The organism is Pseudomonas sp. KK18 (assembly GCF_037094675.1).
In the GTDB taxonomy this organism is placed as follows: Bacteria; Pseudomonadota; Gammaproteobacteria; order Pseudomonadales; family Pseudomonadaceae; genus Aquipseudomonas.
In genome coordinates, this window is record NZ_CP146605.1 from 1,686,916 (window position 1) to 1,711,400 (window position 24,485).

General features: G+C 61.1%; 24 protein-coding genes. 13 read left to right on the forward strand and 11 right to left on the reverse strand.

Annotated elements, in window-relative coordinates:
• Positions 1–34: 34 nt before the first annotated feature.
• Complete coding sequence (locus V6607_RS07560) at positions 35–1,546, forward strand: MDR family MFS transporter (protein WP_134325902.1); 1,512 nt, start codon at positions 35–37, stop codon at positions 1,544–1,546.
• 144 nt (positions 1,547–1,690) lie between these two features.
• On the opposite strand, the gene V6607_RS07565 is transcribed toward V6607_RS07560, so the two are convergent.
• From V6607_RS07565 to V6607_RS07575, 3 genes are read right to left on the reverse strand one after another with little or no spacing between them, the layout of a single operon-like run.
• Positions 1,691–2,530 carry a cache domain-containing protein gene (locus tag V6607_RS07565; protein WP_003210658.1) on the reverse strand — a complete coding sequence of 280 codons (840 nt, stop codon included), beginning with the start codon at positions 2,528–2,530 and terminating at the stop codon, positions 1,691–1,693.
• A 55-nt stretch (positions 2,531–2,585) separates the two neighbouring features.
• Positions 2,586–3,056, reverse strand: coding sequence for a cyanase (gene cynS / locus V6607_RS07570; RefSeq protein ID WP_003210659.1), 471 nt, complete (start codon positions 3,054–3,056; stop codon positions 2,586–2,588).
• 29 nt (positions 3,057–3,085) lie between these two features.
• Entirely contained in the window at positions 3,086–3,727 is a 642-nt protein-coding gene (locus V6607_RS07575) for a carbonic anhydrase (protein WP_338743579.1), read from the reverse strand.
• Positions 3,728–3,839: 112 nt separating this feature from the next.
• On the opposite strand from V6607_RS07575, the gene cynR reads away from it, so the two are divergent.
• Complete coding sequence (gene cynR / locus V6607_RS07580; protein ID WP_008437920.1) at positions 3,840–4,706, forward strand: transcriptional regulator CynR; 867 nt, start codon at positions 3,840–3,842, stop codon at positions 4,704–4,706.
• Here cynR and V6607_RS07585 read toward each other — a convergent pair.
• A complete protein-coding gene (locus tag V6607_RS07585; RefSeq protein WP_008437921.1) occupies positions 4,681–5,457 on the reverse strand; it encodes a transporter substrate-binding domain-containing protein in 777 nt (258 codons plus the stop codon). The genes cynR and V6607_RS07585 overlap by 26 nt on opposite strands.
• Positions 5,458–5,844: 387 nt before the next feature.
• Between V6607_RS07585 and V6607_RS07590 the strand changes: the two genes are divergently transcribed.
• The 6 genes from V6607_RS07590 to V6607_RS07615 all read left to right on the forward strand — a co-directional run bounded on the left by V6607_RS07590 (position 5,845) and on the right by V6607_RS07615 (position 14,206).
• Positions 5,845–7,218, forward strand: a complete 1,374-nt coding sequence (locus V6607_RS07590) for a glutamine synthetase family protein (RefSeq protein WP_003210664.1) — start codon at positions 5,845–5,847, stop codon at positions 7,216–7,218.
• A gap of 145 nt (positions 7,219–7,363) precedes the next feature.
• Entirely contained in the window at positions 7,364–8,014 is a 651-nt protein-coding gene (locus V6607_RS07595) for a class I SAM-dependent methyltransferase (RefSeq protein WP_134325904.1), read from the forward strand.
• A gap of 122 nt (positions 8,015–8,136) precedes the next feature.
• On the forward strand, positions 8,137–9,270 hold the full coding sequence (rnd, locus tag V6607_RS07600) for a ribonuclease D (protein ID WP_134325905.1): 1,134 nt from the start codon (positions 8,137–8,139) through the stop codon (positions 9,268–9,270).
• A complete protein-coding gene (locus tag V6607_RS07605) occupies positions 9,267–9,560 on the forward strand; it encodes a YcgL domain-containing protein (protein WP_003210667.1) in 294 nt (97 codons plus the stop codon). Before rnd ends, V6607_RS07605 begins: the two co-directional genes overlap by 4 nt.
• A gap of 117 nt (positions 9,561–9,677) precedes the next feature.
• Positions 9,678–10,610 (forward strand): D-2-hydroxyacid dehydrogenase, encoded by a 933-nt coding sequence (locus V6607_RS07610; protein WP_003210668.1) that lies wholly within the window; start codon positions 9,678–9,680, stop codon positions 10,608–10,610.
• A gap of 122 nt (positions 10,611–10,732) precedes the next feature.
• Positions 10,733–14,206 (forward strand): hypothetical protein, encoded by a 3,474-nt coding sequence (locus V6607_RS07615; RefSeq protein WP_134325906.1) that lies wholly within the window; start codon positions 10,733–10,735, stop codon positions 14,204–14,206.
• An 80-nt stretch (positions 14,207–14,286) separates the two neighbouring features.
• Here the strand turns inward: V6607_RS07615 and V6607_RS07620 are convergent, their stop codons facing one another.
• A complete protein-coding gene (locus tag V6607_RS07620; RefSeq protein WP_008437924.1) occupies positions 14,287–14,886 on the reverse strand; it encodes a nitroreductase family protein in 600 nt (199 codons plus the stop codon).
• A 153-nt stretch (positions 14,887–15,039) separates the two neighbouring features.
• On the opposite strand from V6607_RS07620, the gene V6607_RS07625 reads away from it, so the two are divergent.
• Together V6607_RS07625 and V6607_RS07630 are read left to right on the forward strand one after the other, a co-directional pair.
• Positions 15,040–15,489, forward strand: coding sequence for a YcgN family cysteine cluster protein (locus tag V6607_RS07625; protein WP_003210671.1), 450 nt, complete (start codon positions 15,040–15,042; stop codon positions 15,487–15,489).
• Positions 15,490–15,501: 12 nt separating this feature from the next.
• A complete protein-coding gene (locus V6607_RS07630; RefSeq protein WP_087692570.1) occupies positions 15,502–16,740 on the forward strand; it encodes a hypothetical protein in 1,239 nt (412 codons plus the stop codon).
• 106 nt (positions 16,741–16,846) lie between these two features.
• Here the strand turns inward: V6607_RS07630 and V6607_RS07635 are convergent, their stop codons facing one another.
• From V6607_RS07635 to V6607_RS07645, 3 genes are all read right to left on the reverse strand, one after another.
• Positions 16,847–17,197 (reverse strand): DUF2892 domain-containing protein, encoded by a 351-nt coding sequence (locus tag V6607_RS07635; RefSeq protein ID WP_003210673.1) that lies wholly within the window; start codon positions 17,195–17,197, stop codon positions 16,847–16,849.
• Positions 17,198–17,266: 69 nt separating this feature from the next.
• On the reverse strand, positions 17,267–17,734 hold the full coding sequence (locus tag V6607_RS07640; RefSeq protein WP_003210674.1) for an RNA methyltransferase: 468 nt from the start codon (positions 17,732–17,734) through the stop codon (positions 17,267–17,269).
• Positions 17,735–17,897: 163 nt separating this feature from the next.
• Entirely contained in the window at positions 17,898–18,272 is a 375-nt protein-coding gene (locus tag V6607_RS07645) for a YajD family HNH nuclease (protein ID WP_003210675.1), read from the reverse strand.
• Between the two features lie 148 nt (positions 18,273–18,420).
• Between V6607_RS07645 and V6607_RS07650 the strand changes: the two genes are divergently transcribed.
• Positions 18,421–19,335: a ParB/Srx family N-terminal domain-containing protein gene (locus tag V6607_RS07650; RefSeq protein WP_134325907.1), complete on the forward strand. Its 915-nt coding sequence runs from the start codon at positions 18,421–18,423 to the stop codon at positions 19,333–19,335.
• 573 nt (positions 19,336–19,908) lie between these two features.
• Entirely contained in the window at positions 19,909–20,793 is an 885-nt protein-coding gene (gene rarD / locus V6607_RS07655) for an EamA family transporter RarD (RefSeq protein ID WP_032899734.1), read from the forward strand.
• A 22-nt stretch (positions 20,794–20,815) separates the two neighbouring features.
• Here rarD and V6607_RS07660 read toward each other — a convergent pair whose 3' ends face one another.
• Positions 20,816–21,502, reverse strand: a complete 687-nt coding sequence (locus V6607_RS07660) for a hypothetical protein (RefSeq protein WP_003210678.1) — start codon at positions 21,500–21,502, stop codon at positions 20,816–20,818.
• Positions 21,503–21,580: 78 nt separating this feature from the next.
• Here V6607_RS07660 and V6607_RS07665 point away from each other — a divergent pair, with 78 nt between their 5' ends.
• Positions 21,581–21,868, forward strand: a complete 288-nt coding sequence (locus V6607_RS07665; RefSeq protein ID WP_003210679.1) for a hypothetical protein — start codon at positions 21,581–21,583, stop codon at positions 21,866–21,868.
• On the opposite strand, the gene V6607_RS07670 is transcribed toward V6607_RS07665, so the two are convergent.
• On the reverse strand, positions 21,865–22,338 hold the full coding sequence (locus tag V6607_RS07670; RefSeq protein ID WP_134325908.1) for a cyclic nucleotide-binding domain-containing protein: 474 nt from the start codon (positions 22,336–22,338) through the stop codon (positions 21,865–21,867). The two genes, V6607_RS07665 and V6607_RS07670, sit on opposite strands and share 4 nt — an antisense overlap.
• An 82-nt stretch (positions 22,339–22,420) precedes the next feature.
• The gene (locus V6607_RS07675; RefSeq protein WP_134325909.1) at positions 22,421–24,475 is read right to left on the reverse strand and encodes a S9 family peptidase; all 2,055 of its coding nucleotides are present in this window, start codon (positions 24,473–24,475) and stop codon (positions 22,421–22,423) included.
• Positions 24,476–24,485 lie beyond the last annotated feature (10 nt).

Consider the following 24,485-nt stretch of genomic DNA (forward strand, 5'->3'; position numbering starts at 1 on the left):
CTTTTCCCGCGGGCCCTTGCTCGCAGGTTCTGCCGTGACCAACCTCAATCAGCCCGCCACACCCGCCGTGCGCAGTGTCCTTGTCGCCTTGATGATGGCGATCTTTCTCGGGGCCCTGGACCAGACCATCGTCGCCGTTTCCATGCCGGCCATTTCCGCGCAGTTCCATGATGTAAACCTGCTGGCCTGGGTGATCTCCGGCTACATGGTGGCAATGACCGTGGCCGTGCCGATCTACGGCAAGCTCGGCGACTTGTACGGGCGCCGGCCAATGATGCTGATCGGCATGGGGCTGTTCACCCTCGCTTCACTGTTCTGCGGCATGGCCCAGAGCATGGAGCAACTGGTGCTGGCGCGGATCCTCCAGGGCATCGGTGCCGGCGGGATGATTTCGGTCAGCCAGGCGATTATCGGCGACATCATCCCGCCCCGTGAGCGCGGGCGCTACCAGGGTTACTTCAGCAGCATGTACGCGGTGGCGAGCGTGGCCGGCCCGGTGTTGGGCGGCTACATGACCGAGTACCTGTCGTGGCGCTGGGTGTTCCTGATCAACCTGCCGCTGGGCGCGGGCGCCTGGTGGGTGGCCCATCGCACGCTGGTGGGGCTGCCGGTGCCGCAACGCAAGCCGGTGATCGACTACCTCGGCACTGTGCTGATGATCGTCGGTTTGACGGCGCTGTTGCTGGGTGTCACCGAAATCGGCCAGGGCCATCATTGGCGCGACGATGAAGTGCTGGGGCTGTTGGTCTGTGCCGTGGTGGCGTTGACGGTGTTTGTGTGGCACGAGCGTCGGGCGCGGGAGCCCTTGTTGCCGATGCACCTGTTTGCCAACCGCAGCGCGGTGTTGTGCTGGTGCACGATTTTCTTTACCAGTTTCCAGGCGATTTCCCTGACGGTGCTGATGCCGCTGCGCTACCAGACCGTCACCGGTTCCGGTGCCGACAGTGCCGCCTTGCATTTGCTGCCGCTGGCGATGGGCTTGCCGATGGGGGCGTATTTTGCCGGGCGCATGACCTCGGTGACCGGGCGTTATAAACCGATGATCCTGATTGGCGCCTTCCTGAGCCCGATCGCGATTTTCGGCATGGCGTTGAGTGCGCCTCAGGCGGTGGCGGTCACCAGTCTGTTTATGTTGCTGTGCGGGATTGCCGCCGGGATGCAGTTTCCGACTTCCCTGGTGGGTACGCAGAACTCGGTGGAGCAGCGGGATATCGGGGTGGCGACCAGCACCACCAACCTGTTCCGTTCCCTGGGCGGTGCGGTTGGGGTGGCATGCATGTCGGCGCTGTTGCTGGCGTTGTTGCAGGACTCCAGTTTTGCGCACCTGGCCAGTGGGGCGCTGGTCGCGGAAGGGAGTTCGGGGAATGTGCTGCTGGATGGCTTGAATGCTGCGCCTGGGCCGGCGCAGGATGCCTTGCGGGGGGAGTTGTTGATTACCTTCAGGCATTTGCTGATGGTCAGTGCCGGGGTGTCGTTGTTGGGGTTGGCGGCGGCGATTGCCATGCCTGATCGCGTGTTGCGGGGGCGGGAAGACAAGGCTAAATAGTCGAAAAAATGAAGATTAAATGTGGGAGCGGGCTTGCTCGCGAATGCGGTCTGTCAGCTGATAAATAGGTTGGCTGATACACCGCATTCGCGAGCAAGCCCGCTCCCACATTCGATTGCGTTCCAGCATTTAAATAGCTGACATTCACGGGCTGTAATACCCCACAGCCACCATGAAATGTCCGGTTTTGCGCAAATACGCATGCTTGTTCTCAACCTTTCCGGTCACCGGATTTTTCCAGCGGTACTTGTATTCCCCCTGATCCTGCTCGGCCATGACCGCCAGGATCGGCTCACCCACCGGCTTCCCGTCGGGATCCTTGATCTTGCTGAAATCCGTATTCACCAACCGCGGAGTCGTGCCATGGGCCACGTAGCGCTGGGTGTCGAGGTCAACCACAAACACATACAAATCGTCCTGTAGAAAACCACCCTGCATGGCGTTGATGGCCTTGAGCGTCCCAACCGGGTCTTTCTCCAGCGCCTTGACGGCTTTGTTTCGCAGCGCTCTGGCATGTTCCGGCGTCGCCCGCGGCAGGTAGTAGCCAACGGCCAAAATCCGCTGCCCGACGCGCTGGTAATACACATGCTTGCGTTCCACCTTGCCGTCATTCCAGTTCTGCCACCGGTAATCGGCCTGCTGGATGCCACTGCCTTCCGGCACCGCCAACGCCTCCTTGAACGACTTGTTCAGATCCGGCCCCAGTACCTCGGAAACATTGCGCCCGATCAACGCAGAAGAGGGCCCGCCACTCGCCAGCAGCACGCCCTTGGTGTTGACCACGAACACGTAACGGTCCTGGTCGACGAATTCACCCTGGCGGCTGAACGCCGCAAAAGCCTTGTCACCATTCGTCTGGTAATACGCCAAGGCCTTTTCCAGCAAGGCCTTGGCGGCTTGGGCATCCGCCTCCTCAGCGGTGGCGGCGTGCACCTGGCCAACACATAACAGCAGCAGCCAGGTGGCTCGGAGCATTGCCTTCATTACCCGTCCCTCGTTCTTGTTGGTGTGCCAAGAGCGTAGACGGTTTGCCGGCAAATCAGAACGGTTTGGTCGGCAGGTATTTGCCATCCAGGGTGATCACCGCGCGGGAGCCGCCGTCCGGGTCTTCGACCTTCTTGATGTCCAGCTTGAAGTTGATCGCGCTGATGATGCCGTCGCCAAATTGTTCGTGCACCAGGGCCTTGAGGGTCGAACCGTAGACCTGCAGCATTTCATAGAAACGGTACATGGTCGGGTCCGTCGGCACGCCGCCCGGAAAGCTGCCGCGCAGGGGCACGGTTTGCAGCAGGCGGCTGGCGTCCTGGTCGAGGCCAAGCTTGTCGCAGACCACATCGGCAGCGTCCTTGGGCAGCGGATGCTGGCCGAGCAGGGCGGCGGTAACGAACGCCAGGCTCAGGCCGGTGCCGTCGGTGAGGTCCTGCCATGACAGGTTCTTGCGCGCCTTGATGTCGATGACGGTGTCGGCCAGGGCCAGGCGTGGGGATTGGGCGAATTGGGATTGCAGCATGGTGATGTCCTCTTGGGTTTGAATAAGGTTCAGGCGGCGTAGGCACGGGTGGCCGGGTGGTCGAGCAGCGACACGAAGCGCCCGCTGCGGCCATCCAGGGCGTCGATGGCGCCGCTTTCGATGTCGTAGACCCAGCCGTGCAGGCTCAGCCGGCCTTGTTCCAGGGCCAGGGCCACGGAAGGGTGGGTCTTGAGGTTGGCCAGTTGGGCGACCACGTTTTCCCGTACCAGCGAGTTCAGCCGGTCGGCATCCGATGCGTGAGTGCGGGCGGCGTTGATCACCTTGGCCGACTCGGCGTGGCGCAGCCAGTTGGCCACGGCGGGCAAGTGGTCGAGGCATTTGCAGGTGGAGATCGCGGTCATGGCACCGCAGTCGGAGTTGCCGCAGATCACGATGTCGCTGACGCCGAGAACGGCCACTGCGTATTCGACGGTGGCCGACACGCCGCCAGGCTCCGGCCCGTAGGACGGGACGATGTTGCCGGCGTTACGGATCACAAACAGGTCACCGGGTTCCTGCTGGGTCAGCAGTTCCGGGACTACGCGGCTGTCGGAACAAGACACGAACAACGTGCCGGGGTTTTGCGTGGTAGCCAGGTGTTTGAACAGGTCGCTGCGTTGGGTGAAGGCTTCACCCTGGAACTTGCGAAAGCCGTCGATGAGATCTTGCATGGTGGTTCTCCTTGCGTCGCTGATGGGGCAAGGATGGAAGTTTTCAGCTATAGCGTCCAAGACCGGCTTATTATGGTTTCTATAAGTCATGCCTATAGTTGGAGCGCCTTCCATGTTGCTGCGTCATATCCGCTACCTGCTGGCCGTTGCCGAGCACCGTAATTTCACCCGGGCGGCGGAGGCGCTGCATGTGTCGCAGCCGACCTTGTCGCAGCAGATCCGGCAACTGGAAGACACTCTCGGTGCGCCACTGCTGGACCGTTCCGGCAGAAGCGTCAGCCTGACCGATGCAGGCGAGGCCTATGTGCGGTTTGCGCGCCTGGCCTTGCAGGATCTGCAGGCCGGCACCCGCGCCATGCATGACGTGCAGGACCTGAGCCGTGGCAGCTTGCGCCTGGCGATGACGCCGACATTTACCGCCTACCTGATCGGGCCGCTGCTGGCACGATTTAACGGGCTGTATCCGGGGATTACAGTGAGTGTCGAGGAGCTGACCCAGGACCGCATGGAGGCGGCACTGACGGAGGATTTGCTGGATATCGGCATCGGTTTTACCGGCGAGCATTTGCCGGATATCGAGTGTGAAGGGGTGTTTGTCGAGGCGTTGAGCGTAGTGGTGAGCGCCGCTCATCCCGGCATTGATCGACAGTCGTGGCTCCAGCAGCCGTTGGTGCTGCTGAATGCCGGCTTCGCCACGCGTCGCTATATCGATGAGTATTTTCGCAGCCAGGCGGTGAAACCGCTGATCACCATGGAGGCCAATTCCATCAGCGCGATTATCGAAATCGTACGAAATACGCAGTTGGCGACCATCCTGCCCAGCGCGATTGCCCAGGTGCAGCCGGGGTTGCAGGCGGTGCCGCTAAGCCCGCCGTTGCCGCAACGCACGGCGGCGTTGCTCAGCCGCAAGGGAGGCTATCGCAGTGCGGCGTGCAGGGCGTTTGTCGAGCTGGTCAGGGCGCAGCCAGCCACTGATTGATGATGCCGTCATACACGCCGGTCACCGTGCTCAAGTGCAGCCACTGGTCCACGTAACTCTTCCATGCGACATCATCGCGGGGCAGCAGGAACGCTTTTTCGCTGTACTGCATGTACCGCTCGGGATTCACCGCGCACAGTCCCGGCTTGAGCTTCTGCTGATACCGCGCCTCGCTGGCGTCGGTGATCATCACGTCCGCCTTGTTCGCCAGCAGTTCCTCGAAAATCGTCACGTTATCCGGGAACAGCGTCAGTTGTGCCTTGCCCAAATGCGCCCGCGCAAATACTTCATTGGTGCCGCCCGCAGGCTCGATCACGCGTACCTGCGGCTGATTGATCTGCTCCACCGTCTGATAGCGCTGCACATCGGCGCAACGCACCAGCGGGATCTTGCCGTCGACGCCCAATGGTTGGCTGAAAAACGCCTTTTTCTGCCGCTCCAGGGACACTGAAATACCACCCACCGCAATATCACAGCGCTGGGCCAGGAAGTCCGGCATCAGGGTTTTCCAGGTGGTCGGCACCCACTTCACCTGCACCCCAAGGCTCTTGGCCAGGGACTGGGCCATCGAAATGTCGATGCCTTCGTAGCTGCCGTCCGGGCGCAAATAGCTGTAGGGCTTGTAGTCGCCGGTGGTACAGACGCTCATTTCGCCGCGCTGGAGCACTTCATCCAGGCGCGACGCAGGGCTGTCGGCCAGGGCCTGGGCAGACAGGCCGGCCAGCAGGGAAAGGGTCAGCAATGCTTTCATGCGGTCGGGTCCTTGGGCATGGGCAGGGCCGCCATTATTTGCAAATGTTTAGCCACGGCACAACCAAACTCCATCAAGACTGGATTTAACGGCTTAACCTCGCGTGTGAGGCTGCCCGGCATCTCTTTACTGTGAATCCCGCATGGACGGTTCCCCCGACACACACCCTGAGACATCGCCAGGCGCCACCGCGTCCAGCCGTCCGGATGGTCGTCGAGTCACCGCTGATGCCCTCCCTTCCGAACTCGCCTTCTGGGCGCTCTGGCACTGCCGCCACGCGCGCCCACCGGACACCTTTCTCCTACGTTGATTTGCCCGAATGGATGCCCCGCGCATCTGCCCGGCAGCGCCCGCGCGCCTGCCTGACGCGAACGTATGAGAATGCCCATGAGCACGCCCTTTGCCACCCTGCACGAAGCCCAGTCCTTTCTTGAGCAGAACCCGGATATCGAGATGTTCGAGCTGTTCATCCTCGACAACAACGGTGTGCCTCGCGGCAAACTGCTGCACCGCGATGAACTGCTGGCGGTCTATGAAAGTGGCCGGCCGCTGCCGAGTACCATCCTCGGCCTGACCATCAATGGCGACGACGTGGAGAACTCCGGGCTGGTCTGGGAAGTCGGTGATATCGACTGCCGCGCTTACCCGGTCAGCGGCAGTTTGCAGCGCATGCCGTGGCGCCTGATCCCGACGGCAGCAGTGCAAGTCAGCATGCACCCCACCGAAGGCATGCCCGCTACCGTGGCCGATCCCCGGCACCTGCTGGCCAGGGTGATTGACGACCTCAAGGCCGACGGCTATTACCCGGTGATGGCGGCGGAGCTGGAGTTCTATTTGCTCGACCAGAAACCCGACAGCAACGGCCGCCCGCAACCGGCGCGGGATGTCGACGGCGGGCGCCCGCGCTCGACCCAGGTCTACGGCCTGCGGGAGCTGGAGCAGATCGAACCGTTCCTCGCCGACCTCTACAGCGCCTGCAAACTCCAGGGCATCCCGGCGCGCACGGCGATTTCCGAATACGCCCCGGGCCAGGTGGAAATCACCCTGGAACATCGCAGCGATGCCCTGCAAGCCATGGACGAGGCGGTGCGTTACAAGCGCCTGGTCAAGGGCGTAGCCCACAAGCACGGGATGACCGCGTGTTTCATGGCCAAGCCGTTCGACGATCTGGCCGGCACCGGCATGCACATGCACGTCAGCCTGGCGGACCGCGACGGCAATAACCTGTTTGCCAGCGAAGCGCCCGACGGCACGCCGCTGTTGCGCCACGCGGTGGGCGGCATGCTCAGCACCTTGCTCGACTCGTTGCTGATGTTCTGCCCCAACGCCAACTCCTATCGACGCTTCCAGACCAACAGCTACGCGCCGCTGGCCGCGACCTGGGGCGTGGACAACCGCACCGTCACACTGCGGGTGCCCGGCGGACCGGCGTTTTCCCGGCATATCGAACACCGTATCTGCGGCGCCGACGCCAACCCGTACCTCGCGGCGGCCGCGATTCTGGCCGGTATCCACCGGGGCATCCGCGAACAGCGCGACCCCGGCGCGCCGGTGGAGGGCAACGGTTATGCCCAGGCCAAGGAGTTGCTGCCCACCGATTGGCTGACCACCTTGCGTGCGCTTGAAGGCTCGGTTTGGGCGCGGGAGGCGTTCGGCGGCGAATTCCTCGGCGTGTACCTGGCGGTCAAGCGGGCCGAATACCGTCAGTTCATGGGCGAGGTGGGCGAGCAGGATTGGCGCTGGTATCTGCACCAGGCCTGAAGATGAAGGCGTTGATCACAGACAGTTAACAGACAGGCAGCGGGCTGGATACTGGTTCTGCATTAACGGCGAACAATCCTTCGACCTTTTTTTCACGAGACGGTGGTTAAGCTGCGAATGTCTGATCCATTAACAGAGTCGTGTGATGCCGTCGCAACCGCCGTCTTCCATCGAGATTGAATTTGCCGAACGCGCTGGCCAGCAGCATGCCCTGGTCTGCGCCGACACGCGTCCGCCGGGGCTGTTGCGGCGCCTGGGGTTGTGGCGCGATGAGCAATTGGTGCGCCGTGCACTGAAGATCGCCGGCGAGCCTGGGCTGATTCTCGACCTGGCGTGCGGCTCCGGGCGCTTTTGGCCGGTGCTGGCCGAGCACAGCAACCGGGTGATCCTGGCGTCGGACAATTCCCAGGACATGCTCGACCACGCCCGTACCCACCACGCGCCGGGCTTGCTCAAGCGGATCAAGACCTTCCAGGGCTCGGCATTTTCCATCGGCCTTTCGGCCAACGCGGTGGACTGCATTTTTTGCCTGGAGTTGTTTCGCCATGTGCCAACGGCAGAAGGGCGCCTGGCCCTGCTCGGTGAGTTTCATCGGGTAAGCCGCGACACGGTAATTGTTTCGGTCAACAGCGACAGCGGCTACCGGGCGTTGCAGCCTGGCCCGTCGGCAGTTGCCAGCCACCGGGCGCAAGTGGAGGCGGAGTTTCGCCTGGCGGGTTTCAAGGTCCTCGGTCAACAGGAGTTCATGCCCGGCTCAGCCATGTGGCGGGTGTATGTCCTGCGTAAGAGAGGATAAGTACCGACTGTCGGACTATTCTTCAGCTCCTATAAGAGTTTTCATGGCGGATGCTGTACTGCGAATGCTCGCAACTCCCTTTCGCGATATATACTGCGCGCCATTCTTCAAGGGAGAGCCGTGTGGCCATCGATATTCACTGGATCTGCGACAACGATAGCCTCGGCCAGCACTGCGCCGAATGGCAGCAGTTGCCATTCGTCGCCCTCGACACCGAATTCATGCGGGTCGACACTTTTTATCCCATAGCCGGGCTGATCCAGATCGGTGATGGCGCGCGCGCTTACCTGATCGACCCCCTGACCATCGACAACTGGCAACCCCTGGCCGCCTTGCTGGAGAACCCGGCGGTGATCAAGGTGGTACACGCGTGCAGCGAAGACCTGGAAGTGTTGCTGCGCCTGACCGGCAGCCTGCCGGTGCCGTTGTTCGACACGCAACTGGCGGCGGCCTACCTGAACCTCGGTTTCTCCATGGGCTATTCGCGGTTGGTGCAAGCCGTCCTCGATATCGAGTTGCCCAAGGGCGAGACCCGCTCCGACTGGTTGCAGCGGCCATTGTCCGAGACGCAAATCAGCTACGCCGCCGAAGACGCGGTGCACCTGGCAGAAGTCTACACACGCCTGCGCCCGAAGCTTTCCGACGACAAATACGCCTGGGTCCTGGAAGACGGTGCCGAACTGGTGGCCAACCTGCGCCGCGAAGTCGACCCGTACGAGGTTTATCGCGACGCCAAGCTCGCCTGGAAACTCTCCCGTGCCCAGCTCGCCGTATTGCGCGAACTGTGCGCCTGGCGCGAACAGCAAGCCCGTGCCCGTGACCTGCCGCGCAACCGGATCATCCGTGAGCACTCGTTATGGCCCCTGGCCAAATCCCAGCCGGATAACCTCGCCGCGCTGGGCAAGATCGAAGACATGCACCCGCGCACCGTGCGCCAGGACGGCGAGTTTCTGCTGGGCCTGATCAAGCGCGCCGGCAGCGTGCCCATGGACCAGTGGCCACCGGCGGTTGCCGAGCCATTGCCGGTGGACGCCGCCACGCTGATCAAGCAACTGCGCGCCCTGGGCCAGGCCGAGGCCGGACGCCTGGACATGGCGCCGGAACTGATGCTGCGCAAGAAAACCCTTGAAGCCCTGGTCAAGAGCGGCTACCCCGAGGGGCCTTACCAATTGCCAGATTCGCTGCGTGGCTGGCGCCGCGAACTGATGGGCCAGGCGCTGCTGGACAGCCTGGCCACTGCCGGAGAACAGCCTTGAAACGTATCTGCTCCATCTATCGCAGCCTCAAACGAAACGAGATGTACCTCTACGTGCTGAAAAGCGATGCACTGGAGCGCGTGCCGGAAAGTCTGCTGGCCGCCTTCGGCAAGCCGCACCACGCCTTCGACCTGGTGCTGAGCCCGGAGCGCAAGCTGTCCCGCGAGGACATCACCGTGGTTCTGGAGAACCTCGAAAAGCAGGGTTACCACCTGCAAATGCCGCCGGCCGAGGACGAGTACATCGAACACTTGCCCGAAGAGCTGCTGCGACGCAATGACCCGATGTGATCGGTCAGTGCCCCGTCCGGGGCACATTCATCAATGGAATTCAATTTTTGGCGGCGGCCGCACGGTACAGTGAACTGGACCGGCGGCCGCCTGCAGTGTTTTTGAAAGGTTTGAACCATGCGCGTTCTGATTGCTGAACACGATCACCCGCTGTACGCCCGGCTGCTGCGCGAAGCGGCGCCGGACCTTGAGGTCATGACCAGCGGCGACTCCGCCGAATTGTCGCGCCTGGCGGCCGATTGCCCGGTGTGGCTGGGCCAGCCGGATCTTCTGGCCACCTTGCTGCGCCAGGGGCACCAGCCACAATGGCTGCAATCCACCTGGGCCGGCATCACGCCGCTGCTGGCCGACGGCCTGCCGCGGGATTACCGCCTGACCCGCGCCGTGGGCATTTTTGGCCAGGTGATGGCCGAATACGTGCTGACTTACATGCTTGGCCATGAGCGTGAAGTGCTGGCGCGGCTGGTCAGCCAGGTCGAGCGCAAGTGGGATAACCGCATGGGCCAGAGCCTGGCGGGGCGCAAAGTGCTGATCGTCGGTACCGGTGATATCGGCCGCAGCGTTGCGCAATTCCTGCAGCCGTTTGGCGTTGAGCTGTACGGCATTGCCAGTGAGGCCCGTGAGCAGGCGCCGTTTGTCGAAGTTGCCGGGCTCGACGCGTTGCCGCGCCTGGTGGGTGAGGTGGACTACGTGGTCAACCTGCTGCCCAACACGCCGAACACCCACGATTTGTACAATGCGGCGCTGTTCAAGCAGTTCAAGCCGACCGGGTTGTTCATCAACGTCGGGCGCGGTGTGGCGGTGGTCGATGCGGACCTGGTGGAAGCGTTGAAGGAAGGCCATCTGGCCGGCGCGGTGATTGACGTTTGCCGTCAGGAACCATTGCCCCAGCGCCATCCGTTCTGGACCGCCTGGGGCTTGCTGTTGACCGGCCACAGCTCGGCGCCGACTTCGCCGGGGATGATGGTGCAATTATTTGTCGAGAATTTGCGCGCGTACCAGGCGCAGGAAACGTTGCGCGGCGAAGTGAGTTTCGAGCGCGGTTACTGACAGCGCGAAGGCTCGGCAACGCGTGTTGCCGGGCGCTTACAAATTTCTGCAAACACTAATCAGATGTTCGTTTCGCAGGCCGTATGTGAGGCTCGTACCCCTCTCCAGATGGGTACATTCTCATGTTGAATGCTGGCACTGTGTCTCTCCCTCCACGGGTAACTCCGCAACTTTCCCTGCTTTCTACCGAGCCGGCGGCGCTCCCTCTATTGCCCTCTGCTCTGGGTGCTACGGCCGATCGCGATACGCTGGCCCTCGCCCCAGTCCCCCGGCAATCCGGTCTCACCGCGGCGTTGGGCGACCGCGAGAATCTGCGGACACTGGGCCAGAAGCTCAACGAAATCGCCAGCCGTCTTGGCGTGAATGCCAGCCCTCAAGCGGTGCTGGCCGCGCTGCAAACGACACCGATGCAAATACACCCCGACTCGTCCTACCCGACCCAGGCGGGTAAAGCGGCGACGGTAGAGACCTTTCTCGGAAGTATCGGCTTGGGGTTGCCCACCAATCATTTTCAGCTGACCGGTCATGCCCATGCGGTGAGTGACAGGGCACTGGAGCATCCGCTCGGCAATTTTGGCGGCGGGTTGTCCTGGCCTGTTCCCATGAGCGCCGCTGAACAGCGCAGGGTACTGGCGGCGGCTACCGACCATGGCAGCCAGAACCCCAATGCACCACACATCGGCGCAAGCGTGGGTGTACTGGAATATCTGAACGCGAACCAGCCGTTGTCGGGCGAGGCATTGGCTGATCCTGCCAAGGCACTCGAAACCCTCGTCAGCTCCACCCGCGGGCAGGCACTGGGGCAAGCCATACAGGACCAGCTTGGGGGCGCCGCCTCCGAGACCAGCGTGAACGAGTACGCACTGAGTGCGATCCATCTGCTGCTTGACCCGGAGTCCATCACGGCGCCGCACCGTAACCGCGTGGCGGGTTTCGACCTCGCCCAACAAGCCCGTTGGGGCAAGCCGGCTTCGACAGTGCTCGAGCGCCTGAGCACTTACCTGCACGAAAATCACAAGACCAGTCCCGAGATGGCCAAGGCCGGCGCCTATTTGTTACTGGCACGAAAGGCGCCCGAGTTTTTGATCAAGGACATCCCCGACCGCGTGACCTACGGCAGCCCGGCCTGGGTAAGCCTCGCGGTCGCAGCGGCGGCCATAGAGGCGCAGTTCCCCGGAAAGGTGGCGCACATGACCTTTGCCCAAGTCATGTCCAGCGCGGAAAACGCGATCCTGACGAATCGAGCCGCCGCCGAACATGCACAAAAGGCGGCATTGGTGGACTGGGCCGTGGTCAACGGGATCGTCACATGCCAGCCAGGTGATCATTACAGCGACGATGAGATAGACCGTGCAAGGACGGCATTCAACGCACAACTGAAGTCGACGCTTGCGGCTACCGGTTTGTTGGAAGCCGAGATTCCAAGCCGTAAAGACATTGCGTTGGCTCATTTGAAGGAGCGGTTTGGCGAACACGTACCTTTTGAAGAGAAACGACTGAAGGTCGTTGACTCGAAACAACCGTCAGCCCAACCACTTTATGATCCGAACCGGGCGCCCGGCGGGCTTTTCTCGTTGTTGGACATCGCCATGAGCGGACTTGGCCAATACCCATGGGAAACCAGGGACTCGAGCATTGCCGAGGCAATCAAAGGCAAGAGCCTGGATTTCAGCGTGAACAAAATCTTCAACGAAGAATTTGAACAAGCAATCACTTCTCGCCAGCAAGGGGTTCGCAGCGTCATCAAGCACCTTGTCGCAACACTGCCCTTGGTTGACCGGGAAAACCTGGAGTTTGCAAAGCTCGAGTTTTTTCAGAAAAACACTTATGAACTGGGCCTCGACTTCTCCTCTAAAAAACGACAAGGCGCGGAAAACAAACTGTGGGTCAAGGCCACCGGAAGGAATGGCAACACTGTTTATGAAATTGATTTGAACGCAGGTGCAATCAAGTCGGTGCCGACCTCGGAGTTAACACCAAAACGCGAGCGGCAGGCCAACAAGGAGTTCAAGACGGAGCCCTTCAAGCCCAAGACCGTGAGCGAGGCTGCCCTTGGCCAAAAGAGCCAGGACGGCTTGTCAACGCCGCCCCCCAGTTTTTCCAGTGCGCGAACCCAGCACATCGCCGATGCCTTTGTTGAGCATCTTGATCTCGACAGTGATGACATAAAAACCTATGCCCGGGGTGTCACCTCGTTCGATAAACAAATGGCAACCGAGTGGAACGTCACCCACTTTTTTCTTGACCTGATTCCGCTCAGGTCCGCCATCGTGAATTTTTCCAGGGGCAACCACCTGGAAGGTGCCAGTGACCTGGCGCTGGATGTCTTTGGTTTCGTCACGGCGGGCGCGGGTGTGGCGGCGAAAGTCACGAAGGCGGGGGCCAAGGTCGCGAGCGCCGCCGCCAAGGCCATTCAAGTGGCAAAAGTCATCGGTGTGGCTGCCATTCAAGCATTCAACCCATTGGATGGCTTCAGCGAACTGGTCGCGGGCGGTGCCCGGTTGCTGGGCAAAGGCGCCAACTTTGTATGCGCCACGGGTGCAGAGGTGGTCAACAAGCTCAGGGGCGCGAGCGGCAGCTATGACCTGTTGAAGGCTGCCAGTAAACATTATGACGCAGCAGCGACGGGTACCTTCAAGGTCGCCGGGCAAAGCGTTGATGGAGGCGCGGTACTCCAGAACGGTCGATGGTATGCGTTTGATGTGGACAGGATGCGGCCTTACGGCAGCCCTCTTGAAGGCTTCACCGCAAAAACGAGTGCGATGGATGGGGCGATCATCACCACGCCTGCCGAGCCGGGCAGCGCCCTGAACAACCGGTTGCTTGGCGACTACAGCGTGGCCGAATCGAAAATAGCCGGGCTTGCGCGCAACAGTCAGGGGATCTATGTGGCGGCGGACGGTCACTTGTCCCACATCCGCCATACCGATACTGCCGGCAACACTGCGGTCTACGAAGTGCGGCAAGTGACTCGCACCGCCGACGGTGCCGTACAGGCGCAGATTTATCACAACAACCGGCAAACGCCGCTGCTGGTGCAGCACCTTCAGGGGGACCAATGGCAGCGCCTGGGGGCACGCGGCGGTAACCCGCCTTCTGTGGCATCAGACCTGGGGCCGGAAATTGGCGGGGGCGGTGAGGGGACGATCTACGACAGTCTCGACGGGAAAAGTGTCTATAAGGACTATGGCCCTTCATCCATGACTTCTGCCGACGACTTTGTCGATAACGAGACCCTGTGCCTGAACAGCTATTACGGTGACGGCTTTGCAACCACGATATTTGAAAATGGTCGCCGTTATTTGAAAATGGGCAAGCTGGACGGGGTGGATGTAAATACCCTGGCAAGGGGAAGTTTGCCCCCAGAGGCCAGGCTTTTACTGGATGACGCATTTCGGCGCATGGAACAGAAAAATCTTTACCACAACGATCTGCAGTTAAGTAATTTCCTGTATTCAGCGAGGGATAATAAAATCTATCCAGTGGACTTGAACGCAAACGGTCTTGAAGACATGACACCGTTTCTCGCGAGTATGTACAAGCGTGATCGAGACGAGCTGCGCAGGGCCTATTACGCGCTGATCGCCAAGGCGTAGCTGCACTTGTGGCGGGTGTACCCTGCTGTGATCGCAGCAGCAGGGTTTTGACGTGACCGTCAACGACTGCCAGAGCGTGTTCAGTCCTGGTGGTTGAAGTCGCCTTCGGACACCAGCTCGTTCAATGGACGACGCGGGCTCGGGGTTTCCCGGGCTTGCAGGTAGTCGGCCAGGGTCGATTTGTCGCCGAGCTTGCCAATCGCCACCGCAGCGTGCAGGGCGTAACCTTCAGGAATCTTCAGTTCCTTGCGGGTCAGTTCCTGGTCGAAACCGGCCATGCCGTGGGTGTGCCAGCCGCTGAGGCTGGCTTGCAGCGCCAGGTGGCCCCAGGCCGAGCCGGTGTCAAAGGTGTGCCACAGGGCCGGGGTTTCTTCGGTGGCACCAGGCACGGCAAAGGTCGTCTTCGACGCGACGATCACCAGGGCCGAGGCATGCTGCGCCCAGCCACGGTTGAATTCGTTCAGCAGGCCCAGGAAACGTTCCCAGTTCGGCGTGTCGCGGCGCGCATAGAGAAAACGCCATGGCTGCGAGTTGTAGGCCGAAGGTGACCAGCGCGCGGCTTCGAAGAAGCTCAACAGGGTGTCCACCGGGATGCTTTCGCCGGTGAAGGCGCGCGGCGACCAGCGGTCGGTGAATTGTGGGTGGATCGGATAGTCGGCGACGCGTGGGTTGCTGCTCATTGGGCTGATCCTGATGAAAAACCGGGGTTCAAAACTACTTCGCCGCCGGGTGGCTGACAAGTCTTGTTCTACCGACAGTCGTAAGCGCTTGGCCCCGGGGGCCATGGGCACTAGACTGGCGGCCTTTTAACATACCGATATTGATGTAGAGCCATGGCCGCCAAAGTCGAACCTTTCTGGATCCGCAAAACCCTCGAACAACTCGACCAGGACGAGTGGGAGTCGTTGTGCGACGGCTGCGGCCTGTGCTGCCTGCAAAAGCTCGAGGATGAAGACGACAACAGCGTCTACTACACGCGCATCGCCTGCAAACTGCTGGACCTGAAAACCTGCCAGTGCACCGATTACCCCAACCGTCGCGCCTCGGTGCCCGATTGCATCCAGCTCACTCCGGGCCAGGCCGACCAGTTCAAATGGCTGCCGCCCACCTGCGGTTACCGGCTGGTCAGCGAGCGCAAGGATTTGCCGCTGTGGCACCACCTGGTCTGCGGCGATCGCGACGCTGTGCACCAGGAACGCATTTCCCAGTCCGGGCGCATGCTCAGCGAAGGCAGCGTGCCCGAGGATGACTGGGAGGATTACCTGATTTTTCGTGCAGGCTGAGAAGGAGTGTGTATGACGGTTGGAGCCAGGCTGGCGGCGAGCCTGCTGTTGTTGGTATTGAGTGCGCCGGCGTGGGCGGCGAAGAAAGTTGACCTGGACTATCACGTCAAGCTGTTGCCCCAAAGTGATCAGGCAGAAGTGCGCCTGAGCCTGTCCCAAGGCTCGGCGGTGCGCAGCCTCAACTTCGACCTGGGCCGCGACGGCGACTACAGCGACTTCAAGGCCGATGGCCAGTGGCAAGTGTTGCCGGGCAATACCCCGGGTGACAGCCGCGGCCTGTGGCAACCGAGTGCCGACAAGGCCAGCCTGACCTACCGTGTACGCCTCACCCACGCGCGCAAGAAAGGCGTCTATGAAGCGCGGATGACCCCGAGTTGGGCGCTGTTTCGCGGCGAGGACCTGGTGCCCACTGCACGTCTGGATCAACAGGACGGCATTGAACTGGTGTCGCGCCTGGTGTTTGAACTGCCTGCCGGCTGGAAAAGCGTCGAGACGTCCTGGCCGCGCATCGGCAAGAACAAATTCCGCATCGATAACGTTTCCCGCCTGTTTGACCGGCCCACCGGCTGGATGCTCGCGGGTACGCTGGGCAGTCGCAGGATGCGCCTGGGGGAAACCGAAATCACCGTGGCGTCGCCCAAAGGGCAAGGCATGCATCGCATGGATGTGCTGACCTTGCTGACGTTTGTCTGGCCGCAAGTGCAAGCGGCATTCCCACGGCACCCGGCGAAATTGCTGGTAGTGGGCGCCAGTGACCCGATGCGCCGCGGTGCGTATTCGGCGCGGGACTCGATCTACCTCAACAGCCGTACGCCGTTGGTCAGCGAGAACGGCAGCAGCCCGTTGATCCGTGAAGTGGTGCAGGCTATCGGCCGCTTCAACGACCACCAGGGCAGCGATTGGATCAGCGAGGGCTTGGCGCAGTACTACGCCATTGAGCTGATGCGCCGCGCAGGGGGGATCAGCGACGATCGTTATGCCGCCCTGCAGGCCCGGCTGGCCAGCGAAGGCAAGGACGTGACCACTCTGCGGGTCGAGCACGCCAGTAGCGCGACCGTCTCACGAGCGGTGGTGTTGTTGCAGGAGCTGGACCGCGAGATTCGTGTGAAAACCCACAACAAGCGTTCGCTGGATGATTTGACCCAGGCGGTGATGCGCTTGAACAGCATCAGCACAAAGGAATTCGTGCAGCTGGGGGAGAGCATTATTGGCGAGTCGTCGGTAGTACTCGATACCAAACTGCTGCACTGAAACCAAGGTGGGAGCGGGCTTGCTCGCGAAAGCGGTGTATCAGAAACACAGTCAGTGACTGACACTCCGCTTTCGCGAGCAAGCCCGCTCCCACTTTTGATCGGGGTTAACCCACAGTTTTGCTGGCGTTTTCAGCCGCCACTTCAGCCTTGGTCTTGAGGTTTTTCAGTTCCTCACCGGCGCGTTCGATCTTGGTTCGCACGCTGTTCATTTCCTGGCGGCTGCGCTCCAGCAACTCTTTCGCCGAGCTATGCCCGCTGATCCCGCGTGCCAGCGCTACGCCGCCAATCGCCACCTGGATCAAACCGAAAAAGCCGCCACGGCGCAGGCCTTTGCCCATCATCACCACACCGCCAGCCAGGGAGCCGATGCGTTCCCAGCCCTGGACGTTTTGCGTGGGTTGGGGCTCGAACGGGGTGGACCGGATAACGGGTCGCAGGGTTTTGCTGTCGCTCATGATCTGTCTCCAACAAGGGCTGATTGATATGCAGCTGACTGCACACAGGCCGCGGATGTTCCCAAAAAATCAGTATTTGGGGCCCGAGCGGGTGTTGTTGCCCTTGGCCAGACGGTCGTAAAGCACCACGTTGACGGTGGCGGCGAGGTTCATGCAACCGGTGGTCGGGATGTAGATCACGTCTTCACACCAGTCGCGAATCTCTTTGTCGAGGGAGCCGTCTTCCGGACCGAAGATATACAGCGCACGGTCCGGATGGGTGTATTCGGGGAGAGGGCGGGCGCCTTCCACCAGCTCGACGGCGACCGGGATGCAGCCCAGGGGCAGGATCTTTTTCAGGTCGTCGATACCGATCAGCGGAATGTCGTGGTGGACCTTCTTGGTGTCGGTAATAAAGTCCCGGGCCCGCTCATAGCGCTTGCCGGTGTAGAACACCGAGGCCACGCCGTAGCAGCCGGCGGCGCGCATCACCGAACCGACGTTTTCGGGGGATTTGGGGTTGTACAGACCGATGCAGCTGTAGCGTTTATTGCCCACGGGAAAGGGTGCCTTCGAGAAAAACCGCGATTATACGGCCTCGGGCTAATGCATTGCTTGGGCGATCGCTATCGCGGGCAAGCCCGGCTCCCACATTTGGAATGCAATCCCTTGTGGGAGCCGGGCTTGCCCGCGATGAGGCCGTCACATTCAGCGAAGATACTCAGTCGTCTTTCTTCATCAACCCGGCCAACGCCGCAAACGGGTTGTGCGTCGCCTTGGCGATCGTCGGGCTGCTGGTGGAGCCTTCGCCGAAATACTGCTGGTCGGTATAACGCGAGTGTTCGTTGTCGTGGCAATACAGGCACAGCAACTCCCAGTTGGAGCCGTCCTGGGGGTTGTCGTCATGGTTGTGGTTGCGGTGGTGCACGGTCAGTTCGCTCAGGCGCTTGCCGGCGAATTCACGGGCGCAGCGGCCACACACGTGGGGGTACATCTTCAGGGCTTTGTCGCGGTAGCCCATTTCCCGGTCGCGCTGGGCATCGGCGAGGATGCGGTCCAGCTTGGCGGTGTGGGAGGGCGGGTTGGTCGAGCTCATCATGGCTCCTGTCTTTTAGTGGATCACGGATAGCGTTGATTCTAGCTGCTTGCGGGCTAATAAACCTCCGGCTTTTTCAGGCGCGGTCATGCCGGTGAGGGGGATTGTTTGTAGTATCGACGAACTGAATTCATAAGGAGCGGTACTCATGCGGATGCATTCATGGTTGTGGGCGCTGCTGTTGTGCGCCATCAGTGTTCAGGTCCAGGCGTTTTCCACGCCCCAGCCGGGCGAGGTGATCGATGTGGCGCTGGAGCAGCTCCACCCGACCCAGGCCGTCATCGGTTTTGATCAGATACATTACAAGCTGGGGGTATTTGCCGAGTCGCCCAAAAAAGTGTTCGACGAATACTGTGAAACCAACGGCCAGGGCGGTGTCGACAAGGTGCCTGAAGATGCCGATCTGCATAAGCCGGGCAGCTTCACCTGCAAAGACCCGGTAGGCGCTCACCCGGCGGATATGAAAACCGTGGTGGTCGGCCCCGCTGGCCAGTTGTACCTCACTGACGGCCACCACTCGTTCAGTACCTTGTGGGAGCAGCCAGGTGCCGGCGCCAAACTGAAGATGTGGGTGCGGGTCACCGATAACTTCAGCGACAGTCCCGACCTGGCGACTTTCTGGAAACGCATGGAGCAGGGCCGCAAGGTCTGGCTCAAGGACGGCCAGGGCCAGACCATCACGCCTGAGCAAATTCCGGCACACCTGGGCTTCAAGGACCTCGGCGACGATATGTTCCGCAGCCTGGTTTACTTCTCCCGCAAGGCGTCCTACGGCAAGCCGACCTCTGGTGAGGTGGTGCCGGAATTCCTGGAGTTTTACTGGGGAGGATGGTTGCGCACGCAGATTGACCTCGGCGCGTTCAACCTGAACAAGCAAGGCGGGTATGAAAAGGCAATCGAGGCGGTAGCCAAGCGCATGGTCAGCCTGGCGCCCGAGGCACCGGTAGGGGACAGCGGCTTCAGCGCCCGGCAGTTGGGCGGCTTCACGTCACTTGACCGCAAAGAACTGAACGATACGTTCAAGAAGAAAGTGCCCTACGTTATCGACAGTAGAAGTAACTAAGTGACGAACCGGCAGGGGCGGCCTTGTGCTGTTTCTGTCGGGCGTATAACGGCTTAATATACAGTAAAGATCCGGCAAATATCGATTTAAATGCCGTGGGGCATTTAATTGGCTTCAGGATGATAAAGTGTTGGACTAACTTTGCCAGTTTGTTTAATGTGGCGCCTCTTGGCCTACTGCCGTTAGTGTGTTCTGTGGTGGCGTCAGGTAGTCAATACGTCAGGTCTTTCCTGGCGACTGTAAGTTTCCCGCAAGCCGGGCTTTCCTTTCACGATATCAACCCCCGTGGTTGACGTTGTGGCGTTTCAAATCAGAAGCGCTCATCCAGAGCGTACTGCTTCCAATAACCGAAGTCGGGTGGTTGAAGTGTCTGATGATCGTCGTGCAAATAATAAAAAATCAACGCGTTACCCTGTTGTTATAACTTGAATATTCGGGATAGGTGTCCTGTGCAAGTTGTAAGTTTATGGTGCCCGTTAATAAACTTCTGATGTTCATCTCACTGACATTCACACTGCGTGAATGCAACGGCCTGCTTCAATTGAATGCATGCAATTTTTTGTAGAGGCTGTTGTGTCTAAAGGCGTTGTTCTGGCGGTTTCCGCTTCCTTCCTGTTTGGTGTGCTGTATTTCTTTACCTCCCTTCTTGAACCCTTGAATGGCCAGCAGATATTTGGCTGGCGAATGCTCATCTCCTTGCCCTTCATGACGTTGCTGCTGTGCCTGTCCGGAGACTGGAAGTGGGTGCCGTTGATCTACAAGCGTCTGCGGGAGAAACCCGCATTGCTGCCTTGTGTCGTGCTCACCAGTGCCCTGGTGGGTGTGCAGTTGTGGATCTTCATGTGGGCGCCCCTCAATGGCCACGGCCTGGATGTGTCGCTGGGCTATTTCCTGTTACCGCTGACCATGGTCATCACCGGGCGCATCGTTTACGGCGAACGCCTTTCCCATCTGCAAAAAATTGCCGCTGCGCTGGCGGCGGTGGGCGTGGCCAACGAGCTGTATCGCACGGGCGGGTTCTCCTGGACCACCCTGGTGGTGTGCGTCGGTTATCCGCTGTATTTCGTAGTGCGCAGGCGTTGTGGCACCGACAACCTCGGCGGGCTGTGGCTGGACATGATGCTGATGATTCCGGTCGCGCTGTGGTTCGTCCTCGGTAGTGAGCCCATCAACGAGACCCTGGCGCAGCGCCCGGCGCTCTATTGGCTGGTGCCACTCATGGGGTTGGTCAGCGCGGCGGCGGGTTATTCCTACATCCTGGCCAGCCGGCTGTTGCCGTTCAGCCTGTTCGGTTTGCTCAGTTACGCGGAACCGGTGCTGCTGGTGGCCGTGTCGCTGATGCTGGGAGACGCCCTCAAGCCGGGCCAATGGATGACCTACCTGCCGATCTGGCTGGCGGTGGTGGTGTTGGTGCTGGAAGGCTTGAGGCATTTGAATCGACTGCGCCGGTCGATCTGACTTCAACCCACGCAGTTAATGCTTAGCCCTTGAGCTTTTCAGCAATCCAGATGGTATGCCGCGTGCCCTTGTTACCATGGGCAAACACTTGCACTTCCTCGGCCTTGAAGCCGGCCTTGCGCAGTTTGTCGCTGAACTGCTTGTCGGCGCTGGCCGACCATACCGCCAGCACGCCCTTGGGCCGTAGCGCCTTGGCGCAGGCGCTTAGGCCACCGGCGGAATACAGCCAGCTGTTGGCTTTTTGCGTCAGGCCTTCGGGGCCGTTGTCGACGTCCAGCATGATCGCGTCAAACCCCTGGGGCTCGGCCTGCAGCACCTTGGCCACGTCTTCCAGACGGATCACGGTGCGCGGGTCCAGCAGCGGGCGGCCGGACTTTTCCCCCAGGGGCCCGCGATTCCACTCGACCACGCCGGGCACCAGCTCGGCAACCACCACTTCGGCAGTCTTGCCCAAATGCTTGAGCGCTGCCGCCAGGGTAAAACCCATGCCCAGGCCGCCAATCAACACCCTGGAGCCGGGCCGACCGGCGACTTTGCGGCACGGAATCTCCGCCAGCGCATCCTCGGAACCGTGCATGCGCGTGTTCATCAACTGGCCACCGTCACCGCCCTGAATCTTGATGACAAAATCCTCACCGTATTCGAACAGGCACAAGGCACCGCCGTTGTCGGGGATCGGAGTGGTGTCCAGCAGAACGAAACGTTTCATGGAAATCTCATTGGGAAGGGCATTCTTGCGCGGTTGGGAGTAGCCTTACGACTTTACGGTCAGGCCATGGAGCCATCGATGAAGTGCAGCATTCTAACGGTCATTGTGTGGAGCGCGCTCGCCCTTGGCGGTGTGGCCCAGGCTCAGGAGTCGCAAACCGTGCCGATTACCCCCGCGCCCACGGCGGGTTCACCGGGTACTGCAACGCCCACGCCTTACCCGCAAGTCACGCCACCGGCAACGCCAAAGGCGGCCGGCAGCGGTGAGCCATTGTTGGCGCCGATCGTGCTGCCCGCGCCGCCGAAGGACCAGACGATCCCCGGCTTGCAGCAAAACGACATCAAGCCCAAGACCCCAGGCGGCTAAAACTGATGTGACAGCAATTGCCCGTCCGCCATGCGCAGGCGCCTGGACAGGGCGATAGCAATCGCACGAATGATCTTGGCCGCGATTTTCGGTGCATCGTTGAGCATCTTTTCCAGGGAATCCTTGCCCAGGTTCAACAGCACGCAATCGCTGGCCGCCACACAGCTGGCGGAGCGGCGTTCGCCGTCCAGCACAGCCATCTCGCCAAAGGTCCGCCCGCTGCGCAAGGTGGCGATAGTCAGGCGCTGGCCTGCATGGTTGGTCTTCTGCACCGCCACCTGGCCTGAGTGAATGATGCACATGAAGGTGCCCGCGTCGCCCTCGAGGAAAATCACCTCATCGCGGGCGATGCTGCTGATGTTGAAATAGCCCGCCGCTACGTGGAAGTCTTCCGGCAGCAACGGGTCGAACAGGCCGCAATCCATCAGCATGTCGCGGATTTCGTTATTGAGTAAGGTCGGTTCTGGCATGAGGCTTACAGTCTTTGTCCATAAATCGTGCAGGGCGCGCCCGGCGGTCAAGTGTTCAGACCGGCCCGCCAGGCGGAGTTCCTTAAATCAGCCCCAGCGCCTTGAAAACAAATGCATATTCGAGTGCTACGTCACGTAATCCCTGGTAACGACCACTCATGCCGCCGTGGCCGGCGCCCAGTTCGGTCTTGAGCAGCAACAGGTTGTCGTCGGTCCTGGTGTCGCGCAGCTTGGCCACCCACTTCGCCGCTTCCCAGTACTGCACGCGGCTGTCGTTGTAGCCGGCGATCACCAGCGTGGCCGGATAGGCCTGGGCGCTGACGTTTTCGTACGGTGCGTACGCCTTGATCCGCTCATACACCTCGGGCTCCTGCGGGTTGCCCCATTCGTCGTACTCGGTGATGGTCAGCGGCAACTCGGGGTCGAGCATGGTGTTGAGCACATCGACGAACGGCACTTCGGCAATCGCCGCCTGGAACAGCTCCGGGCGTTGATTGAGCACCGCGCCGATCAACAGGCCACCGGCGCTGCCGCCGCTGATGGCCAGTTGCTTGGAGGTGGTCAGGCCCTGGGCGATCAAGTGTTGGGCGCAGGCGATAAAGTCGCTGAAGGTGTTTTGCTTGTGCTCCTGCTTGCCGCCGCGATACCAGGCCTCACCCAGTTCGCCGCCGCCGCGTACATGGGCAATGGCGAAGGCCACGCCACGGTCCAGCAGGCTCAGGCGGGCGTGGGAGAACCACGGGTCGAGGCTGTGGCCGTAGGCGCCGTAGCCGTACAGATACAGGGGCGTCGGCTTACCCAACTGATCGCGTCGGACGACAAGACTGATCGGCACCTGAGTGCCATCGGCCGACGTTGCCCACAGGCGTTGGCTGACGTAGTCGTCGGCGTTGAACACGCCCAGCACCGGGGTTTCCTTGAGCACTTGTTGTGCGCCGCCGGCCAGTTCCAGCTGACGAACCTGGGCCGGGCGGTTCAGCGCCTCATAGCGCAGGCGGATCTTGTCGCTGGCAAATTCCAGGCTGTTTTGCACATAGAGGCTGTAGGCCGCGTCCGGTAACTCCACGCGATAAGCGGCTTGCCCCTGTGGGTGCACTTCGATGATCGGCAGGCCGCCGATCCGCAGGCTCAGGGTCATGGCCCGGGCATTGAGGCTTACGCCATCGAGCATTACCGCGTCGTCGTGGGGGATCAGGTTCAGCCAGTCGTCCTGGGTCGGCACACTGCCGGTGTCGGCCGCCTGGAACAGCGCAAAGTTGATGCCGTCACGGTTGCTGCGGATAAACCAGGTCCACTGGTCGTCCAGCTTGCCGTGGTCGACGTCATATTCATGGCCTTCGACCCGTGGCGCCATGCAGGTAAACGCCTGCTGCGGCTTTTCGGCGTCCAGGGCCCAGATCTCGCTGGTGGTCTTGCTGCCCAGGGCCAGCAGCAACTGACGCTCGGAGCTGGAGCGGTAGCAGTGCAGGAAGAAACGTCCGTCAGGCTCGTGGAACACTTCTTCGGCGGCAGTGCCGTCCAGGCGATAGCGATACAGCTTGTGCGGGCGATGGGTGTCGTCCAGTTCGGTGAAGAACAGGGTCAGGCTGTCGTTGGCCCAGGTCATGCTGCCATCGCAGTCTTCAAACTCCAGTTCGCTGACCTTGCCGGTGGCCAATTCCTTCACGTAGAGGGTGTAGATCTCTTCGCCGCTGGTATCCAGGCTGTAGGCCAGGCGCTGGTGGTCCGGGCTGATGCTGAAGGCGCCGAGGGAGAAAAAGCCGCCATTGGCCAGTACGTTCGGGTCCAGCAGCAGCTCTTCCGCGCTTTCGTCGACCTGTTGGCTGTCGTCCGCCGGGCGCGGGCAGCGGTAGTGGCGGGCGTATTCGTCGCCGGCGGTGGTGCGGGTGTAATACAGGTACGGGCCCCAGGGCGAGGGCAGGGACAGGTCGGTTTCGAGAATGCGGCCCTTGATCTCCTCGAACAGGGTCTCGCGCAGCGCCTGCTGGTCGGACAATTGTGCTTCTTGCCAGGCATTTTCCGCCTTGAGGTAATCGAGCACCTCGGCGCTGTCACGCGCTTGCAGCCAGGCATACGGGTCGGTGCCTGGGGCCTTGCGGGCGATCGGGGCGGCAGTGATGTGGGTCGATGGGGGCATGGATCACTCT

What these genes read in the sequence shown, in the direction of transcription:
- V6607_RS07610 (WP_003210668.1), top strand. Translation starts at nt 9,678, where the DNA reads ATGCGCGTTCTGATTGCTGAACACGATCACCCGCTGTACGCCCGGCTG.
- V6607_RS07595 (WP_134325904.1), top strand. Translation starts at nt 7,364, where the DNA reads ATGCCGTCGCAACCGCCGTCTTCCATCGAGATTGAATTTGCCGAACGC.
- V6607_RS07645 (WP_003210675.1), bottom strand. Translation starts at nt 18,272, where the DNA reads ATGAGCTCGACCAACCCGCCCTCCCACACCGCCAAGCTGGACCGCATC.
- V6607_RS07575 (WP_338743579.1), bottom strand. Translation starts at nt 3,727, where the DNA reads ATGCAAGATCTCATCGACGGCTTTCGCAAGTTCCAGGGTGAAGCCTTC.
- V6607_RS07665 (WP_003210679.1), top strand. Translation starts at nt 21,581, where the DNA reads ATGAAGTGCAGCATTCTAACGGTCATTGTGTGGAGCGCGCTCGCCCTT.
- V6607_RS07565 (WP_003210658.1), bottom strand. Translation starts at nt 2,530, where the DNA reads ATGAAGGCAATGCTCCGAGCCACCTGGCTGCTGCTGTTATGTGTTGGC.
- V6607_RS07590 (WP_003210664.1), top strand. Translation starts at nt 5,845, where the DNA reads ATGAGCACGCCCTTTGCCACCCTGCACGAAGCCCAGTCCTTTCTTGAG.
- cynR (WP_008437920.1), top strand. Translation starts at nt 3,840, where the DNA reads ATGTTGCTGCGTCATATCCGCTACCTGCTGGCCGTTGCCGAGCACCGT.
- V6607_RS07585 (WP_008437921.1), bottom strand. Translation starts at nt 5,457, where the DNA reads ATGAAAGCATTGCTGACCCTTTCCCTGCTGGCCGGCCTGTCTGCCCAG.
- V6607_RS07650 (WP_134325907.1), top strand. Translation starts at nt 18,421, where the DNA reads ATGCGGATGCATTCATGGTTGTGGGCGCTGCTGTTGTGCGCCATCAGT.
- V6607_RS07635 (WP_003210673.1), bottom strand. Translation starts at nt 17,197, where the DNA reads ATGAGCGACAGCAAAACCCTGCGACCCGTTATCCGGTCCACCCCGTTC.
- V6607_RS07660 (WP_003210678.1), bottom strand. Translation starts at nt 21,502, where the DNA reads ATGAAACGTTTCGTTCTGCTGGACACCACTCCGATCCCCGACAACGGC.
- V6607_RS07670 (WP_134325908.1), bottom strand. Translation starts at nt 22,338, where the DNA reads ATGCCAGAACCGACCTTACTCAATAACGAAATCCGCGACATGCTGATG.
- V6607_RS07615 (WP_134325906.1), top strand. Translation starts at nt 10,733, where the DNA reads ATGTTGAATGCTGGCACTGTGTCTCTCCCTCCACGGGTAACTCCGCAA.
- cynS (WP_003210659.1), bottom strand. Translation starts at nt 3,056, where the DNA reads ATGCTGCAATCCCAATTCGCCCAATCCCCACGCCTGGCCCTGGCCGAC.
- V6607_RS07630 (WP_087692570.1), top strand. Translation starts at nt 15,502, where the DNA reads ATGACGGTTGGAGCCAGGCTGGCGGCGAGCCTGCTGTTGTTGGTATTG.
- V6607_RS07620 (WP_008437924.1), bottom strand. Translation starts at nt 14,886, where the DNA reads ATGAGCAGCAACCCACGCGTCGCCGACTATCCGATCCACCCACAATTC.
- V6607_RS07625 (WP_003210671.1), top strand. Translation starts at nt 15,040, where the DNA reads ATGGCCGCCAAAGTCGAACCTTTCTGGATCCGCAAAACCCTCGAACAA.
- V6607_RS07675 (WP_134325909.1), bottom strand. Translation starts at nt 24,475, where the DNA reads ATGCCCCCATCGACCCACATCACTGCCGCCCCGATCGCCCGCAAGGCC.